12 protein-coding genes are annotated in these 16,336 nt (G+C 70.1%); 10 read left to right on the top strand and 2 right to left on the bottom strand.

The genetic code is table 11. From position 1 onward, the window contains the following. The 5 genes from ACIQK7_RS00590 (at position 1) to dxr (ending at position 7,241) form a co-directional block, all read left to right on the top strand. The gene (locus ACIQK7_RS00590) at positions 1 to 2,964 is read left to right on the top strand and encodes an FtsK/SpoIIIE domain-containing protein (protein ID WP_403020159.1); all 2,964 of its coding nucleotides are present in this window, start codon (positions 1 to 3) and stop codon (positions 2,962 to 2,964) included. A gap of 99 nt (positions 2,965 to 3,063) precedes the next feature. Beyond that, a complete protein-coding gene (locus tag ACIQK7_RS00585; protein WP_403020157.1) occupies positions 3,064 to 4,659 on the top strand; it encodes a long-chain fatty acid--CoA ligase in 1,596 nt (531 codons plus the stop codon). 42 nt (positions 4,660 to 4,701) lie between these two features. Further along, on the top strand, positions 4,702 to 5,178 hold the full coding sequence (locus ACIQK7_RS00580; RefSeq protein ID WP_403020154.1) for an OsmC family protein: 477 nt from the start codon (positions 4,702 to 4,704) through the stop codon (positions 5,176 to 5,178). After that, positions 5,175 to 6,128, top strand: coding sequence for an FKBP-type peptidyl-prolyl cis-trans isomerase (locus ACIQK7_RS00575; protein WP_403020153.1), 954 nt, complete (start codon positions 5,175 to 5,177; stop codon positions 6,126 to 6,128). Before ACIQK7_RS00580 ends, ACIQK7_RS00575 begins: the two co-directional genes overlap by 4 nt. Positions 6,129 to 6,161: 33 nt before the next feature. Further along, the gene (gene dxr, locus ACIQK7_RS00570; RefSeq protein ID WP_403020150.1) at positions 6,162 to 7,241 is read left to right on the top strand and encodes a 1-deoxy-D-xylulose-5-phosphate reductoisomerase; all 1,080 of its coding nucleotides are present in this window, start codon (positions 6,162 to 6,164) and stop codon (positions 7,239 to 7,241) included. A gap of 27 nt (positions 7,242 to 7,268) precedes the next feature. On the opposite strand, the gene ACIQK7_RS00565 is transcribed toward dxr, so the two are convergent. Together ACIQK7_RS00565 and ACIQK7_RS00560 are read right to left on the bottom strand one after the other, a co-directional pair. Then, positions 7,269 to 7,745 carry a hypothetical protein gene (locus ACIQK7_RS00565; RefSeq protein WP_403020148.1) on the bottom strand — a complete coding sequence of 159 codons (477 nt, stop codon included), beginning with the start codon at positions 7,743 to 7,745 and terminating at the stop codon, positions 7,269 to 7,271. Then, on the bottom strand, positions 7,742 to 8,935 hold the full coding sequence (locus ACIQK7_RS00560; RefSeq protein ID WP_403020145.1) for a serine/threonine-protein kinase: 1,194 nt from the start codon (positions 8,933 to 8,935) through the stop codon (positions 7,742 to 7,744). Before ACIQK7_RS00560 ends, ACIQK7_RS00565 begins: the two co-directional genes overlap by 4 nt. A gap of 103 nt (positions 8,936 to 9,038) precedes the next feature. Here ACIQK7_RS00560 and ACIQK7_RS00555 point away from each other — a divergent pair, with 103 nt between their 5' ends. The 5 genes from ACIQK7_RS00555 to ACIQK7_RS00535 all read left to right on the top strand — a co-directional run bounded on the left by ACIQK7_RS00555 (position 9,039) and on the right by ACIQK7_RS00535 (position 16,299). Beyond that, positions 9,039 to 10,367, top strand: coding sequence for a M50 family metallopeptidase (locus ACIQK7_RS00555; protein WP_403020143.1), 1,329 nt, complete (start codon positions 9,039 to 9,041; stop codon positions 10,365 to 10,367). Between the two features lie 38 nt (positions 10,368 to 10,405). Further along, on the top strand, positions 10,406 to 11,551 hold the full coding sequence (ispG, locus tag ACIQK7_RS00550; RefSeq protein ID WP_403020140.1) for a flavodoxin-dependent (E)-4-hydroxy-3-methylbut-2-enyl-diphosphate synthase: 1,146 nt from the start codon (positions 10,406 to 10,408) through the stop codon (positions 11,549 to 11,551). A 94-nt stretch (positions 11,552 to 11,645) separates the two neighbouring features. Then, a complete protein-coding gene (locus ACIQK7_RS00545; RefSeq protein ID WP_403023894.1) occupies positions 11,646 to 12,668 on the top strand; it encodes a 3-oxoacyl-ACP synthase III in 1,023 nt (340 codons plus the stop codon). Further along, on the top strand, positions 12,665 to 15,334 hold the full coding sequence (locus ACIQK7_RS00540; protein WP_403020139.1) for an alpha/beta fold hydrolase: 2,670 nt from the start codon (positions 12,665 to 12,667) through the stop codon (positions 15,332 to 15,334). The genes ACIQK7_RS00545 and ACIQK7_RS00540 overlap by 4 nt, the downstream gene beginning before the upstream one ends. Then, positions 15,331 to 16,299: an NAD-dependent epimerase/dehydratase family protein gene (locus tag ACIQK7_RS00535; protein WP_403020136.1), complete on the top strand. Its 969-nt coding sequence runs from the start codon at positions 15,331 to 15,333 to the stop codon at positions 16,297 to 16,299. The genes ACIQK7_RS00540 and ACIQK7_RS00535 overlap by 4 nt, the downstream gene beginning before the upstream one ends. Positions 16,300 to 16,336: the final 37 nt, after the last annotated feature.

Raw genomic sequence — 16,336 nt, 5'->3', positions numbered from 1 at the left:
GTGATCGAACCCCGAGACATCGCCCTGCCGCGCCCGCCCCAGCCTCCCGAGCCCTACAGCTTCCCGGTGCTCGCGACACTCGCTCCTGTCGTCGCCTCGCTCGCGCTCTGGTTCTTCACACGCTCACCCTTCGCCCTCATGTTCGCTGTGCTGGGGCCACTCGTGGCGCTCGGCAGCCTCATCGATGCGCGGGTGCAGGGCCGGCGACGACTCCGGCGCGAGCTGCGGAGATTCGAGGCGGATGTCGCGGCAACGCGCCAGCGCATACTCGTGGAACACGACCGGCTCCGTGACGGCCTGCGGCGAAGCCTGCGCGCCGCGAGTTCCCTGCTTCCCGCCGCGCTGCATGATGCGGAGCGCTGGCGCTTGGTCGCAGGGGAAATGCCCATCGTCCTGGGCTTCGGGGAGCGGGCGAGTGGCATCCGCGTGACGGGAGAGGCCGCGGGCGTGAGTGAGGTGCAGCACGCGCCTGTCGGGCGCCGGTGGCTGCGGCGGCGAGTCACGGCGCACGGCCAGCACGACGAGGGCCGCCTCGCGCTCGTGTCGCTCCGAGAGGAGGCCGCGAGGCTGCAGGGTGCGCCGGTCTCGGTCGATGCGCGGCTTGGCATCGGCATCTGCGGCTCGCGTGTGCCGGCCCGTGCGGTTGCGCGAGCCGTCGCCGTGCAGTTGGCCGATTCACTCCCGCCCTCGCTCTTCGAACTCCGCGGTGGCTTTGAGGCGTGGCATCGTGCGCTCCCGCATTTCGTCGCGAGTGAAGGCCACGATGGGCTGCGGCTCGATTTCCTCGCTCCGCCGCAGCGGCCGGGCGATGCGCCCGTTCGCATCCCCGTCGTCGTCGCCGACTCGATCGAGCAGCTGCCCCGCGAATGCCGCGTCGGCATCGAGGTCTCGGGCGGCGAACTCCGGATGCTGCGACATCCGCAGCTCGGAGTCTTGAACGCCGACGGGGTGCCCCTCGTGCCGCGCACCATGAGGGCCGACTTCGTCTCGGCGGTCGATGCGGCCCGCTTCGCCGCGACACTCATGGCAGCCGCCGAGGAGGAGGGCCTCGCCGTCGGTGGGGGAGCGGTGCCGGATTCCGTCGAGCTCGCTGCGCTGTGGACAATGTCGGCGGCGGCGGCGGGGACCTCGACCTCCGGCACCGGGCGGGGATCGCTCGCCGCGACGTTCCTCGCGGGTGCCGCAGGCCGTGTCACGATCGATCTCGTCGCGGACGGCCCACACGCCGTCGTCGGCGGCACGACAGGGAGCGGCAAGAGTGAGCTGCTCATCGCTTGGATCCTCTCGATGGCGCGCCAACGTTCGCCAGAGGAGGTCAGCTTCCTGCTCGTCGATTTCAAGGGCGGCTCGAGCTTCGTGGGCGTCGACACGCTGCCCCACAGCGTGGGCCTTCTCACGGACCTCGACCATGCAGCGGCCGAACGTGCCCTCGAGAGCCTGAGGGCGGAGGTGCGACACCGCGAACACGTGCTTGCGCGCACGGGAGCCCGGTCGATCGACGAGCTGGGCCCCGAGGTGGCACTGCCACGCCTCGTCGTCGTTGTCGACGAGTTCGCCGCCATGGTCGCCGACTTTCCCGAGCTCCAGCCGGTGTTCGCCGACATCGCCGCGCGTGGCCGATCCCTCGGGATGCACCTGATCCTGTGCACGCAGCGGCCCGGCGGCGTCGTACGCGACGCGATCTTGGCCAACTGTGCCCTGCGACTGTCACTCCGCGTCAACAACAGCCAGGACAGTGTGGCGGTAGTCGGCACGGATGCCGCCGCGTCGCTCCCGCGCCATCCGGTCGGCCGATGCCTTGTGAGCGTCGCGGGCGACGAGCCGGTGCTGACGCAGGTGGCGCTCGCGTCACAGGAACTCGTGCGGAGCCTCGGTGAGCGGTGGGAGGGAACGGCTCGGCCACGCCGGCCGTGGCTGCCTCCGCTTCCCGCCCGCATCGCGTGGGACGATGTGCTGACGACGCAAGAAGTCTCCGCCTCGGCAGGCCCGGCCATCCCGTTCGGGCTCACAGACCTGCCGGAGGAGCAACGCCAGCCCATTGCCAAGTGGTGCCCCACTGAGCATGGCAATCTGCTGGTGCTCGGGGGCCGAGGCTCGGGAAAGTCAGCGGCGCTCGCCGCCGTGGCCGCAGGTGCGAGGGAGTCCGGACTGCAGCTCGTGCACATCGGATCCGATGTCGAACTCGCGTGGGACCAGCTCAGCGCTCTCCGGGATGGTGCAGCCGAGCACCGTGGTGAGCGGCACCGGATCCTCGTGCTCGATGACCTCGACGGCCTCGTGGCCCGCTTCCCCGACAGCCACGCGGGGGCGTTCCTGGATCTTGTCGCAATGGTGCTGCGCGATGGCTCAGCGACGGCGACGCACTGCGCCGTCGCGGCGCAGCGGCTGACTCCCTCGATGCAGGCCCTCGCATCCCTCTTCGACTCCCGACTGCTCCTGCGACTCCCGTCGCGGCAGGAACACGTCATGGCGGGCGGCGACGGCGCCCATCACGATGGCTCGGCGCCGGCGGGGCGTGGACGCTGGCGCGGTGCGCAGGTGCAGGTCGCCCTCGCGCCCAATGCGCTCGTCGTGCCGCCGTTCCGGACTCGTGTGCCCTGCGGGCTGGGAGAGGGCGACGGAGTATCCGCCGTGGTGACGACGCGACGAACGGCGATCGCAGGATTGGCACGCGGTGCGGGACGCGCCCTGTGCTCGCCCCAGGAGGCGACGTCGCTCTGGGCGCAGGGCGAGCATCCGCTTGCCCTCGGGGATCCCGCGGAATGGCAGGCGGCATGGTCAGCGTTCCCGAGCGCTCGGCTGAAGGGCACCGTGCTCTTCGATCGGTGCACGGTCTCGGAATTTCGCCTCGTCTCCAGTCAGTCTCTCCTGCCGCCGCCCCTCTCGGGACGGCCCGGCGGCGCGTGGGCGCTCGATCCAGACGGCACCGCGCGGAGGGTCCAGATCCCGGACCGCGTTAGTTGACAAACTCAATGATTGAAAATACCGTGTGAATCCCGACCATGGCGGTCGGGGCGTTAGCGTGTGGGGCGCGAATACGCCATGCCCGAAGGGTGGGATTCAATGCTGAATCAGGGGATCGGCTCGTGGTTGGAACGGCGGAGGAACAAGTCCGGAGAGAAGCCGGCGATCGTCTTCGCCGGTCACAGCACGACCTACCTTGAGTTGATTGCGCGGGTCGAGCGGCTTGCAGTCGCTCTGCGCGACCGCGGCGTCAATCGTGGTGACCGGGTGGCCTATTTCGGTGAGAACCACATTGCCTTCATCGAGACCCTCTTCGCGACGACCCTCCTGGGCGCCGTCTTCGTGCCGCTCAATGCACGACTCGCGGCCCCCGAGCTGCGTTTCGGCCTGAATGACTCCGGCAGCACGATCCTCGTTCACCCGGAGACTCTCGACGCGGTCGCGGCGCGGGGCGTCGCAGCCTCACCCGTGACCCACCGCATCACGGTCAACGACAACGGCCTCGGCACCCCCATCACCGCGTCGCTGCCGACGCTCGATGACGCGACGGGCGACGCCACAGGAGAATCCGCGCGCGTCGTCGTCGAGGAGTTCGAGTCGCTCATCGACGCTGCAACACCCGAGCGCATCGACGTTCCCGTCTCGCTCGATGACGCAGCGATCATCCTCTACACCTCCGGCACGACGGGCAACCCGAAGGGCGCGCTCCTCACGCACGGCAACCTCACGTGGAACGCACTCAACGTGCTCGTCGACTACGACTACCGCAGCGACGAGGTCGCGCTCATGATCTCCCCGCTGTTCCACGTCGCCTCGCTCGGCATGGGCCTGCTGCCGACCCTCCTGAAGGGCGGCACCCTGGTCCTCGAGCCGAGGTTCGACCCGAGCCGGGTGCTCGCGGCGATCGAGAAGCACCGCGTCACGAGCATGAGCGGCGTGCCCACGACCTACCAGCTGCTGTGCGAGCACCCCGACTGGGAATCCACCGATCTCTCGTCCCTGCGGCAGCTCACCTGCGGCGGCTCAGCCGTCTCCCTCCGCGTGATCGACGCCTACGAGGAACGCGGCCTCGCCTTCTCGGGCGGCTACGGCATGACCGAGACGGCCCCCGGGGTCACGAGCATCCCCGCGGCACGCAGCCGGGCGAAGGCGGGCAGCGCGGGCCTTCCGCACTTCTTCACCGACATCCGCATCATCGACGAGAACGGCGCCGAGGTCGCGGGAGAGGAGCCGGGCGAGATCCAGGTGTCGGGCCCCAATGTCATCCGCGAGTACTGGAACAGGCCGGATGCCACGGCCGAGGCCTATGCCGACGGCACCTGGTTCCGCACGGGTGACATCGGCTACCGCGACGGTGATGGCTTCCTCACGATCTCCGACCGGCTCAAGGACATGATCATCTCCGGCGGCGAGAACATCTATCCGGCGCAGGTGGAGCAGGCCATCCGCGAGCTGGATGCCGTCGCCGACGTCGCGGTCATCGGCGTGCCCGACGACAAGTGGGGCGAGGTGCCGTGGGCGATCGTGAGCCTGCGGTCGGGCCGTGAGCTGGGCGAGGAGGCCGTGCGTGACTACCTGCAGGGGCGGGTTGCGCGCTACAAGGTGCCGAAGAACGTGGTCTTCGTCGAGGAGTTCCCACGCACCGCGAGCGGCAAGATCCGCAAGGCCGACCTGCGGCAGCGTTACGGAAGGTAGCGCGTCGCTACCGGCCCGCCGCCAGCGTCGTAGGCTGTTCGTGTGAACCTCGAACACCGCTACGCCGTCACCGTCGAGTGGACCGGGAATCGGGGCTCCGGCACGAGCCACTACCGCGCGTACGGTCGTGACCATGTCGTGGGCGCGGCGGGCAAGCATGACATCGAGGGCTCCTCTGACCGCACCTTCCACGGCGACGCGGACCGTTGGAACCCCGAGGAGATGCTGCTCGCGGCACTCAGCCAGTGCCACATGCTGAGCTACCTGCACGTGGCCTCTGCGGCGGGAGTCATCGTGACGGCATACACGGATGCGGCCGTGGGCATGATGCGGCAGACGGATGACGGCGGCGGCTCCTTCATCTCGGCCACCCTGAGGCCGGTGGTGACGGTCGCGAGTGCCGACATGGTGGCGGCGGCGAACGCGGCACACGCGGAGGCAGCACGCAAATGCTTCATCGCCTCGTCGGTCAACTTTCCCGTCGGGCACGAGCCGAGCACTGTCGTGGTGGGTTCGTGAGGGCGGCGCGGCGGCTCGCCCTCGTGGCGACCCTCTCGGCCACTGCCATCCTGCTCGCTGGCTGCCAGACCCCTCCCGAGCCTGACGAGAACGCCCCCGGCTGCGCGCCGGAGAACGCCTCGCTCGGGGTGTCGGCGGAGGGCGAACTCTTCTTGCGCCCCGAGGTCTCCTTCGACACCCCACTGCGCCCCCTGACGACCGAGCGACTCGTGCTCGTCGAGGGTGATGGCCGCGTCGCGGTGCCTGGTTCCCTCGTCACGGTCGAATTCGTCGCCTTCAATGGCGCGACGGGCGAGCCCGTCGAGGCCTCGGGATACGGCGCCGCGGGGGTGGGTCACACCGTGATTCCCCTCGACCTGAGCTCCGCCACGCCCGGTGTGCGGCGCGCCCTGCTGTGTTCGACGGCGGGCTCGCGTGTTGCTGCCGTCGTGCATCCGGAGGATGCCGTGGGGCAGCGGCTCGTGCCCGGCCTCGGTGCCGACGACCCGCTCGTCTACGTCTTCGATATCGTCTCGGTGGCGGCCGAGGTCGCCGACGGGGAACCCCAGGAGATCGATCCCGCCCTTCCCACGGTCGACGATTCGCTCGGCGTGCCCGTCGTGACGGTGCCCGACGTGCCCGCGCCGACCGAACTCGTCTCGGTTCCGGCGCTGCTGGGCGACGGCCCCGTCGTGAGGGCGGGCGCGGATGTCACGATCCGCTACCGCTCCGTGCTCTGGCGCAACGGCCTGACGGTCGAGGAGAACTGGAGTGCCCTGCGCCCTGAGCGCATCGCCCTGTCGGAGTTGCTGCCAGGTGTCGAGCAGGGACTCATCGGCGCGTCGGTCGGCTCCCGCGTCGTCATCGTCGTCCCTCCCTCGCTCGGCTATGGTCCCGGCGGCGATGTGGCATCGTCGGTCACGGGCACCGACACCCTCGTGTGGGTCGTCGACGTGCTCGCGACCACCTAGCATCCGTCTACTGACCAGTCCGGGAGGGCCATAGTGCGTCGTGTCATCATCCTCGGTTCGACCGGCTCGATCGGTGTGCAGGCACTCGACGTCATCGCGGCGAATCGCGAGCGTTTCGAGGTCGTCGGCCTGACGGCAGGCAGCAATGCCGAGGCGCTCGCCGAGCAGGCGCGACGCTTCGGCGTGTCGCAGACGGCGCTGGGCGCTGACGACTCGGTGCGGCTCGTGGAATCGGTGCAGGCTGACGTCGTGCTCAACGGCATCACGGGCTCGGTCGGCCTCGGCCCCACGCTGGCGGCCCTGCGCTCGGGCGCCTCGCTCGCCCTCGCGAACAAGGAGAGCCTCATCGTTGGTGGGTCGCTGGTGACGGATGCCGCGGCACCGGGCCAGATCGTGCCGGTCGACTCCGAGCACTCCGCGATCGCCCAGGCCCTCGCCTCGGGAACCCGCGCCGAGGTGCGGCGCCTCGTCTTGACGGCATCCGGCGGACCGTTCCGCGGCCGCACCCGCGAGGAGCTGACGTCAGTGACTCCGGCCGAGGCGCTCGCGCATCCGACCTGGGACATGGGCCTCGTCGTCACGACGAACTCCTCGACTCTCGTGAACAAGGGGCTCGAGGTGATCGAGGCGCACCTGCTGTTCGATGTGCCCTTCGATGACATCGAAGTGACGGTGCATCCGCAGTCGATCGTGCACTCCATGGTCGAGTTCGTCGACGGCTCAACGATCGCCCAGGCCTCGCCGCCCGACATGAGGCTGCCGATCTCGCTCGGCCTCGACTGGCCGCACCGCGTGCCGGGTGTCGGCGTGCCGCTCGACTGGACGACGGCGCAGCAGTGGACCTTCGAGCCGCTCGACTCGGTCGCCTTCCCGGCCGTCGAGCTGGCGAAGCGCGTCGGTCGCGCGGGCAGCACCTATCCCGCCGTGTTCAACGCGGCGAACGAGCAGGCCGTGCAGGCCTTCCACGCGGGAGCGATCGGCTATCTCGACATCCTCGACGTCGTCGAGCGCGTGGTCGACGAGCACGAGCCGCGGGAGATGTCGCTCGAGGGCGTGCTCGAGGCGGAGCGTGCCGCCCGCGAGAGTGCCGACCGCCTCATAGCGCGGCGCTGAGAGCCCCGGCCCTCAACAGCTTCAGGCTCAGCCATTCCCCTTGCCGTTGTTGCCTGGGCCGCCCTTGTTCCCGGGCCCCTTACCGCCCGGTTCCTCGGGCTTCCCGGGCTTATCGGGTTTCTCCTTCCCGGGGCCCTTCGGCTCGTCCTCGCCACTTCCCGGCTGCGGTTCAGGCTGAGGCTCGGGTTCGGGTTGCTGCGCCGCGATGATCGCGTCCACCTCTTTGCGCACGTGCGCGATGGCCGCCGCGATGGCGTCGTGGCGCGCCTGCGTGACGTGCCCTCGCGCGAGGGCGTCGCCGAGGTCGACCTCGAGTGCGTCGAGCGCGCCGAGCACGGTCGCGTAGTCGGCGGATGCCGCGGCCGCGGTGGCGCCCAGTACCCGCTCCTGGAGGCGCTCCGCCGCCGCGTGGGAGTAGTCGCCCTCCGTGGCGCAGCCGGAGAGTCCAAGGCTCGCTGCGAGGCAGAGTGCCGTTGCGGCGACGATGGTGCGCATGCGAGTCACGGCTCGACGCTCCTCTGCAGTTGCTCAAGGCTCTCGCCGAGTTCGCCCTCCACAGCGGGGTAGGAGGGAGAGATCGGGTCTGCGGTTCTCGACTGGAGGGCGACGGCAACCACCGTCACCACGATGATGAGGGCGGCGACGATGGCGACCCACAGCAGCATCCGGCGACGCTGGCTCGGGCGCGTTGCATCCCTCGCCTCCGGCTTCTCGCCGGCGTGCTCGGGCTTCGTCGAATCGCCGGCGTGCTCGGGCTTGGTTGCATCGCCGACATCCTGCGTCGTCGTCTCGGCGACAGGGAATGGCAGGGTCGGATCGACGGATGCCGCGGGGTGCAGGGGCTGGGTCGCCTCCGCCAACGGGCGTGACGCAAGCTGTGAGAGCCGCTCCGCCGCATCGAGCCCACTGAGTCGTTGCTCCGGATCACGCGCCGTCATGAGGCTCAGCACCTCGGTCCATTCGGCGTCGAGTCCCGCCGGCATATGGGGATCCCGATGGATCCGGGCGGCCATGGACTCTGCGGCGGATCCGGGGAACGCGCGCTCGCCCGTGAGCGCTTCGAGTAACACGAGCCCGAGCGAGTAGAAGTCGCTTGCGCCCGTGAGGGGCGCGCCGAGTGCCTGCTCGGGCGAGAAGTACCCGGCGCTGCCGAGCACGGTGCCGGTCGCCGTGAGCCGGGCCCCGTCGACGATGCGGGCGATGCCGAAGTCGGCGAGTTTGGCGGGCGCGCCGGTCACCTCGCCGTCGCGCCGCGGGAGCAGGATGTTGCCCGGCTTAACGTCGCGGTGCACAACCGCGCGGGAGTGCGTGTAGGTGAGTGCCTCCGCGAGGTGCCGGCCGATCACGGCGACCTCGGTCGGCGGCAGGGGGCCCTCCATGAGCCGAGTGCGCAGGTCTTGGCCGTCGATCAGTTCCATGACGAGGAAGGCGCAGTCGGCCTCCTCGTCGGTCGCGGCGTCGAACAGGGTGACGAGGCCCGGGTGGCTGAGGCTCGCGAGCAGTTGCACCTCCTCGCGGTGGCGCGCGAGACCCTCCGCATCGGTGAGGCCGTTCGCGAGCACCTTCACGGCGACTTCTCGCCCCAGCGCCTCATCCGTGGCACGGTGCACGGTCGACATCCCGCCCCGGCCCAGCTCTTGGGAGAGGCGGTATCGGCCGCCGAGAAGGTGCTCGTCGGCTCGCAGCGTCGTCACGTCTCAACTCCTCATGCTGGCTCTCTGGGTCATGCTAACCCCGTCGCGCGACGGCCCACAGGGGCACAGCTCGGGCGGGCAGAGGGGCGGGTATCCTCGGACAGTGGAATCCGTCTTGCTCTACATCGTGGGCGTCATCGTCATCGTCGTCGGCCTGGCGCTGTCGATCGCGCTGCACGAGGTGGGGCACCTGGTGCCGGCCAAGCTCTTCGGTGTGCGCGTCGGCCAGTACATGATCGGCTTCGGCCCGACCCTGTGGTCCCGGCGCCGCGGCGAGACCGAATACGGCATCAAGGCGATCCCGCTCGGCGGCTACATCTCGATGTCGGGCATGTACCCGCCCGCGGCAAAGGGCGGTCGTGCGCGCGAGGCGAGCACTGGCTTCTTCCAGACCCTCGTGCAGGACGCGCGCGTCGCGAGTGCCGAGACGATCGCGCCGGGAGAGGATGCCCGCGCCTTCTATCGCCTGCCCGTCTGGAAGCGCATCATCATCATGCTGGGCGGGCCCTTCATGAACCTCCTGATCGCCCTCGTGCTCTTCATGGTCGTGCTGTCGGCTTTCGGCGTGCAGCAGCCCAGCACGACAATCGGTTCGGTCGCGGAGTGCATGGTTCCCGCCGGCTCAGCCCTGGACGAGTGCGATCCCGATGCGCCGACGGCCCCAGCGGCCGAGGCGGGCGTGCTCCCCGGCGACCGGATGCTGAGCGTCGGGGGCACCCCCGTGACCTCCTGGGAGGAGGGGAGCGCGATCTTCCGCGAATCGCCGGGCGAGACGCTCGAGCTCGTCGTCGAGAGGGACGGTGAGCGGGAGACCCTCCAGATCACTCCGTACCTCAATGAGCGCTACGTCTTCGATGAGGATGGCATGGCCGTCGAGGGTGCCGACGGCGAGCTGCTGACGGAGGAGGTCGGCATGGTCGGCATCACCGCCGCCTACGAGCTTGTGCGCCAGCCCGTCACGGCCGCGTTCCCCCAGGTGTGGAACAACACGGTCGCGGTGGCGCAGGTCATCCTGAACCTGCCGCAGCGGCTCGTCGATGTCGCGGAGGCGGCCTTCGGTCCGGAGGAGCGGGACCCCAACGGGCCGCTCTCGGTCGTCGGCGTTGGTCGTATCGCGGGCGAGATCACGACGGTCGACACGATCCCCATCGTCGAGCGCGTGAGCTTCCTCATCGGCCTCGTCGCATCCGTCAACGTTGCCCTCTTCGTCTTCAATCTCGTGCCGCTCATGCCGCTCGACGGCGGCCATGTGTTGGGCGCGCTGTGGGAGGGCCTGCGTCGTCGCATCGCGAAGCTCTTCGGCCGCCGTGACCCGGGCCCGGTCGACACGGCGAAGCTCATTCCGCTCACGCTCACGGTCGTCGTACTCCTCGGCGGCATGAGCGCGCTGCTCATCTACGCCGACATCGTCAAGCCGATCACCCTCTTCTGATCACCGGTCTCTGAGGCGAGCCCGCGTAGACTTGCATCGTGGCTGCCATCAATCTCGGAATGCCGAGAATCCCCGAAGTACTCGCTCCCCGCCGCAAGACCCGCCAGCTCTCGGTGGGCAATGTGCTCGTGGGTGGCGATGCCCCCGTGAGCGTGCAGTCGATGACGACGACGCAGACCACCAACATCAACGCGACCCTCCAGCAGATCGCGGAGCTCACGGCCTCCGGCTGCGACATCGTGCGTGTGGCTGTGCCGCATCAGGACGACGCCGATGCGCTCAAGATCATCGCCAAGAAGAGCCAGATCCCGGTCATCGCCGACATCCACTTCCAGCCGCGCTACGTCTACGCCGCGATCGAGGCGGGCGTGGGCGCAGTGCGCGTCAATCCCGGCAACATCAAGAAGTTCGACGACCAGGTCGCGCAGATCGCCAAGGAGGCGAAGGATGCCGGCGTGAGCATCCGCATCGGCGTCAACGCCGGTTCGCTCGACCCGCGCTTGCTGCAGAAGTACGGCAAGGCCACCCCGGAGGCGCTCGTGGAGAGCGCCGTGTGGGAGGCGAGCCTCTTCGAGGAGCACGACTTCCACGACTTCAAGATCTCGGTCAAGCACAATGACCCGATCGTCATGGTCAAGGCCTACCGGCTCCTCGCCGAGCGCGGCGACTGGCCTCTCCACCTCGGCGTCACGGAGGCCGGTCCCGCCTTCCAGGGCACAATCAAGTCGGCGACCGCCTTCGGCATCCTGCTCTCGGAGGGCATCGGCGACACGATTCGTGTCTCACTCAGCGCCCCTCCCGTCGAGGAGGTCAAGGTCGGCCTGCAGATCCTGCAGTCGCTCAACCTGCGCGAGCGCAAGCTCGAGATCGTCTCCTGCCCCAGCTGCGGCCGCGCCCAGGTTGACGTCTACTCCCTCGCGGATGAGGTGACGGAGGGGCTCAAGCACGTGACGGTGCCGCTGCGCGTCGCGGTCATGGGCTGCGTCGTCAACGGACCGGGTGAAGCTCGCGAGGCCGACCTGGGTGTCGCATCCGGCAACGGCAAGGGCCAGATCTTCGTCAAGGGCGAGGTCATCAAGACCGTGCCCGAGTCGGAGATCGTGGCGACGCTGATCCAGGAGGCCGCGCGCCTCGCGGAGGACATGCCCGGCGAACTCGGCTCGCCGGAGGTCGTCACCGTCTAGCGGGCATCGCCATTCAGGCGACGTCCAGCTACTTCGGAGGCGTCCCGGCATAGCGTCAGGTCGTATGAGGACCAGCGCGAGTGCAGAGCAGACGATGGGTGGCAACGCCACATTCCGACACGGGAATACGTCCCTGCTCTCGGTGACGACGACGACGGCGCCCGTTGTCGTGACCTCCGAGGAGATCGATGACCGCCTGAGCGCGTCGTTGCGCCGGCTGCGCCTCCCGAAGGGGCTCCTGCAGCGCGTCGCCGGCGTGATGGAGCGTCGGCAGTGGGATTCGAGCATGACCTTCGTCGAGGCGGCGACGGATGCTGCGGCTCGCGCGCTCTCGGAGGCGAAGGTCGACCCCTCCGAGGTGGGGCTCATGATCAACACCTCGGTGACGCGAAAGCACCTCGAGCCCTCCGTCGCGGTCAGCATCCATCACGGGCTCGGCCTGCCGTCATCCGCCATGAACTTCGACATCACGAACGCGTGCCTCGGCTTCGTCAACGGCATGACGCTCGCGGCCCAGCTGATCGAGTCGGGGCAGATCAAGTACGCCGTGATCGTCGACGGGGAGGATGCCGACGAGCTGCACCTCAACACGCTCGAACGCCTCTCGGGGTCCGAGCTCACGAAGGACGAGTTCGTGGAGGAGTTCGCGAGTCTCACGCTCGGCTCCGGCGCCGCTGCGGCCGTCTTGGGGCCGAGTGACCTGCACCCGGAGGGGCACCGCATCCTGGGTGGCATCACGCGTTCCGCGACCCAGCACCACAACCTCTGCGTCGGCGACGTCAAGGGCATGTTCACGGATGCCAAGCGCCTGCTCGCGAGCGGAATGGAACTCGTCATGGACGCCTGGAACGAGGCCAAGCGCGACTGGGACTGGGGCCGCATGGACCGCTACATCACGCATCAGGTCTCGGCCGTGCACACGGGCGGCATCATCAAGGCGGCGGGGCTCGACCGTTCCCGCGTGCCCGTCACCTATCCCACGCTCGGCAATGTGGGTCCGGCGTCGCTGCCAATTACGCTCGCGATGGAGGCCCCCAAGCTCAAACGTGGCGACCGTGTGCTGTGCATGGGGGTCGGTTCCGGCCTCAACACCGCCATGACCGAGATCGCCTGGTGAGCGGCTCAGCGGTGGCGTCGCCCGCGACGCTCCCTCCCGCCGGCCTGCCGGGCCTCGGCGCCTCCTTCTCGCGGCTCGTCGAGGTGCCCTCGCACACGGGCGGCAGCCACACGTGGCACGTGCTCGACAACGGTGCCCACCTTGAGGCGCTGGGCAAGATGCCCGTTGGCACGATCCTGTGCGTGCACGGCAACCCCACCTGGTCATACCTGTGGCGTGACCTGGTGACGGCGACGACGGATGCCGCGGAGTCGGGTGCCACCCCATGGCGTGTCGTCGCGGTCGACCAGTTGGAGATGGGGTTCTCCGAGCGCACGGGCACGGTGCGACGCCTCGCCGATCGCGTCGAGGATCTTGGCGACCTCACCGACGCCCTCGGCCTCGAGGGCCCCGTCGTCACGCTCGGGCATGACTGGGGCGGCACGGTGTCGCTCGGCTGGGCGGTCGAGCACCCCGAGCAGCTCGCGGCCGTCATGTCGCTCAATACGGCCGTCCATCAGCCGGAGAACGCCCCCATCCCGGCGCCCCTGCGCTTCGCCCTCCAGCGTCCCGTGCGGCACGCCGGGACGGTGCAGGCGCCCGCCTTCCTCGAGGTCGCGCTCGGCCTCGCCCGTCCGCCTCTCTCGCGGCCCGTCCGTGCTGCCTTTGCCGCGCCCTACGACAGTGCGGAACGGCGCCGCGGAATCGGGGACTTCGTCGCCGACATCCCCGTCGACGCGAATCATCCGAGTTTCCCCGCGCTCGAGCGCATCGCCGAAGGGCTTCGGACGCTCGATGTTCCCGCCCTGCTGCTGTGGGGCCCGCGCGACCCGATCTTCAGCGACCGGTACCTCGCCGACCTCGTCGACCGGATGCCACACGCCGACGTGCACCGTTTCGAGGGCACGGGCCATCTCGTGGCGGAGGACGCCGACTATGTGTCGGCCGTGCTGCGCTGGCTCGAGGAGAAGGTGGCTCCGGCGCCGACACCGCAGGAGCAGCCAAAGCAGCAGGAGCCGGAGCACGAGCATCCGCCGCTCTGGTCCCGCCTCGACTACCTCCGCGACAGCGACGGCACCGCCCTCGTCGAGATGGCACCGCGCGGCCGCCGCACCCCGCGCGCCATCAGCTGGCGGATGCTCGCCCGCCGGGTGAACGAGCTCGCCGCCGGCCTCCTGGCGCACGGCGTGCGAAAGGGCGATCGTGTCTCGGTGCTCGTGCCCGCGGGCGCCGACCTGACCGCCGTGCTCTACGCGTGCCTGCGTATCGGTGCGATCGTCGTCGTGGCCGACGCGGGCCTCGGGGTTGCGGCACTCAGCAGGGCGGTGCGGGGTTCGTGGCCCGACCACGTCATCGGCATCCAGAAGGCGCTCGTCGCGGCGCGTGGTCTCGGCTGGCCGGGACAGAAGTTCTCGACGCGCAGGCTCGACGCTCCCGTCGCACGCGCACTCGGCGTCACCGCCTCGCTCACCGAACTCGCGGATGTGGGGCGTCGCGACCTCCAGCTGCCGGAGCCGCCCAGCCCTGACGACCCGGCCGCGATCCTCTTCACCTCGGGGTCGACGGGCCCGCCCAAGGGCGTCGCCTACACGCACCGCCAGCTCTCGGCGCTCACGGCGGTGTTGCGGGAGCAGTACCGGGTGACGCCAGGCACGGGCCTCGTCGCGGGCTTCGCCCCCTTTGCGCTGCTTGGCCCGGCCCTGGGAGCGACCTCGGTCACGCCCGACATGGATGTCACGGCGCCCTCGACCCTCACCGCGACCGCGATCGCCGACGCCGTCGCGGCCGTGGATGCGCGCATCGTCTTCGCTTCGCCAGCGGCGCTCGCGAACGTGCTGCAGACGGCCGAGCGACTGGAGTCCCGCCACCGTGAGGCACTCGGCGGGGTCACGACCCTCCTCTCGGCGGGCGCCCCGCTCTCCGCGAGCCTCCTGGAACGCGTGCAGCAGCTCGTGCCGGCCGCGAGCATCCACACCCCCTACGGCATGACGGAGGGACTCCTGCTCACCGACATCACGCTCGAGGGCATTCGCGAGGTGTCCGAGCTCGATGCTGCGGAACAGGGCGGAGTGTGCGTCGGGGTGCCCGCGGCATCCGCTCGCGTGCTCATCAGTCCGCTCGATGCTGAGGGCCGCGCGACCGGCGCCCCCGTCGACGTCCCGGGTGTGACGGGCGAGATCGTCGTCTCGGCGCCGCACCTGCGCGACCACTACGACCGGCTGTGGGCCACCCAGTCGGCGAGCGAGGCGCCGGATGCCACGGAGCCCGGCCGCTGGCACCGCACGGGCGATATCGGCCACCTCGACGCGGAGGGCCGGCTCTGGGTCGAGGGGCGCCTGCCCCACGTCATCGTCACGGTGGAGGGCGTCGTCACGCCCGTCGGCATCGAACAGCGGGCGGAACGCGTCGAGCAGCTCTCACGCGCCGCCGCCGTCGGCGTCGGACCGCGCGGAACCCAGCAGCTCGTCGTCGTCGCCGAGACCGATCCGCCATGCTACCGCCCCCGGGTCGCGAGCGCCGACCTCACACGCGCGGTGCGCGAGGCGGTCGGGCGACCCCTCGCGGCCGTGCTGCTCGTGCCGCACCTGCCCACCGACATCCGCCACAACTCCAAGATCGACCGCGCGGCGCTCGCCGAATGGGCGGGCGAGGTTCTGGCGGGCAAGCGGATGCGACGGCCCGCATGAGGGTGCTCGTCACGGGGGCGAGCGGCGCCCTCGGCGGTGACGTCGCCAAGGCGCTCCTGACGGCGGGCCATGACGTGCGCACCTTCCAGCGCCGACACCCGGGCATCGACGGTGTCGAGGACGTGCTCGGCAGCGTCACGGATGCCGCGTCACGCGACCGCGCGACCGAGGGAATGGATGCCGTCGTGCACCTCGCCGCGAAGGTCTCGATGGCGGGCGACCCCGCCGAGTTCGTGACCGTCAACGTCGAGGGCACGCGCGGGCTCCTCGACTCGGCCCGGCGCGCGGGCGTCTCACGCTTCGTGCACGTCTCCTCGCCCTCGGTTGCGCACGCTGGCGACGCCATCATGGGCGAGGGTGCCGAACCAGCCGATCCCGAGCGCGCGCACGGCGACTACGCCCGCACCAAGGCACGGGGTGAGCTGATCGCGCTCGCCGCCGATGCCCCGGGCTTCGCAGTCATCGTCGTGCGCCCCCACCTCGTGTGGGGTCCGGGCGACGAGCAACTCATCGGTCGCATCGTCGAGCGGGCGCGCCAGGGCAGGCTCCCGCTGCTGGGCTCGGGTGCCGCACTCATCGACACGACCTACCGCGACAACGCGACATCCGCTCTCCTGGCGGCGCTCGAGCGGGCGGAGGAGGCCCACGGGCGCTCCTTCGTCGTGACGAACGGGGAACCGCGCACGATCGCGGAGCTCTTCGACCGCATCTGCCGCGCCGCGGGCGTTGAGCCTCCCCGGTGGAGCGTGCCGCCGAGGCTGGCCCGCGCGGCCGGCGGCCTTGTCGAGGGCGTGTGGCGGGTGCGCCCGGGGGAGGACGAGCCGCCCATGACGCGCTTCCTCGCCGAGCAACTCTCGACCGCGCACTGGTTCGACCAGCGCGAGACCCGCGCCGCCCTCGGCTGGACGCCCCACATCTCACTCGACGAGGGCCTCGACCGCCTCGCCGCCTCCTACCGCGCCTGACGTTCCCAATTCAGGATCTGGCTTTCACAATTCAGGA

It is taken from the genome of Salinibacterium sp. GXW1014 (genome assembly GCF_044769865.1).
In the GTDB taxonomy this organism is placed as follows: domain Bacteria; phylum Actinomycetota; class Actinomycetes; order Actinomycetales; family Microbacteriaceae; genus Homoserinimonas.
The sequence above is the reverse complement of the archived record's forward strand: the minus strand, read 5'-3'. Positions and strand labels throughout refer to the sequence as shown.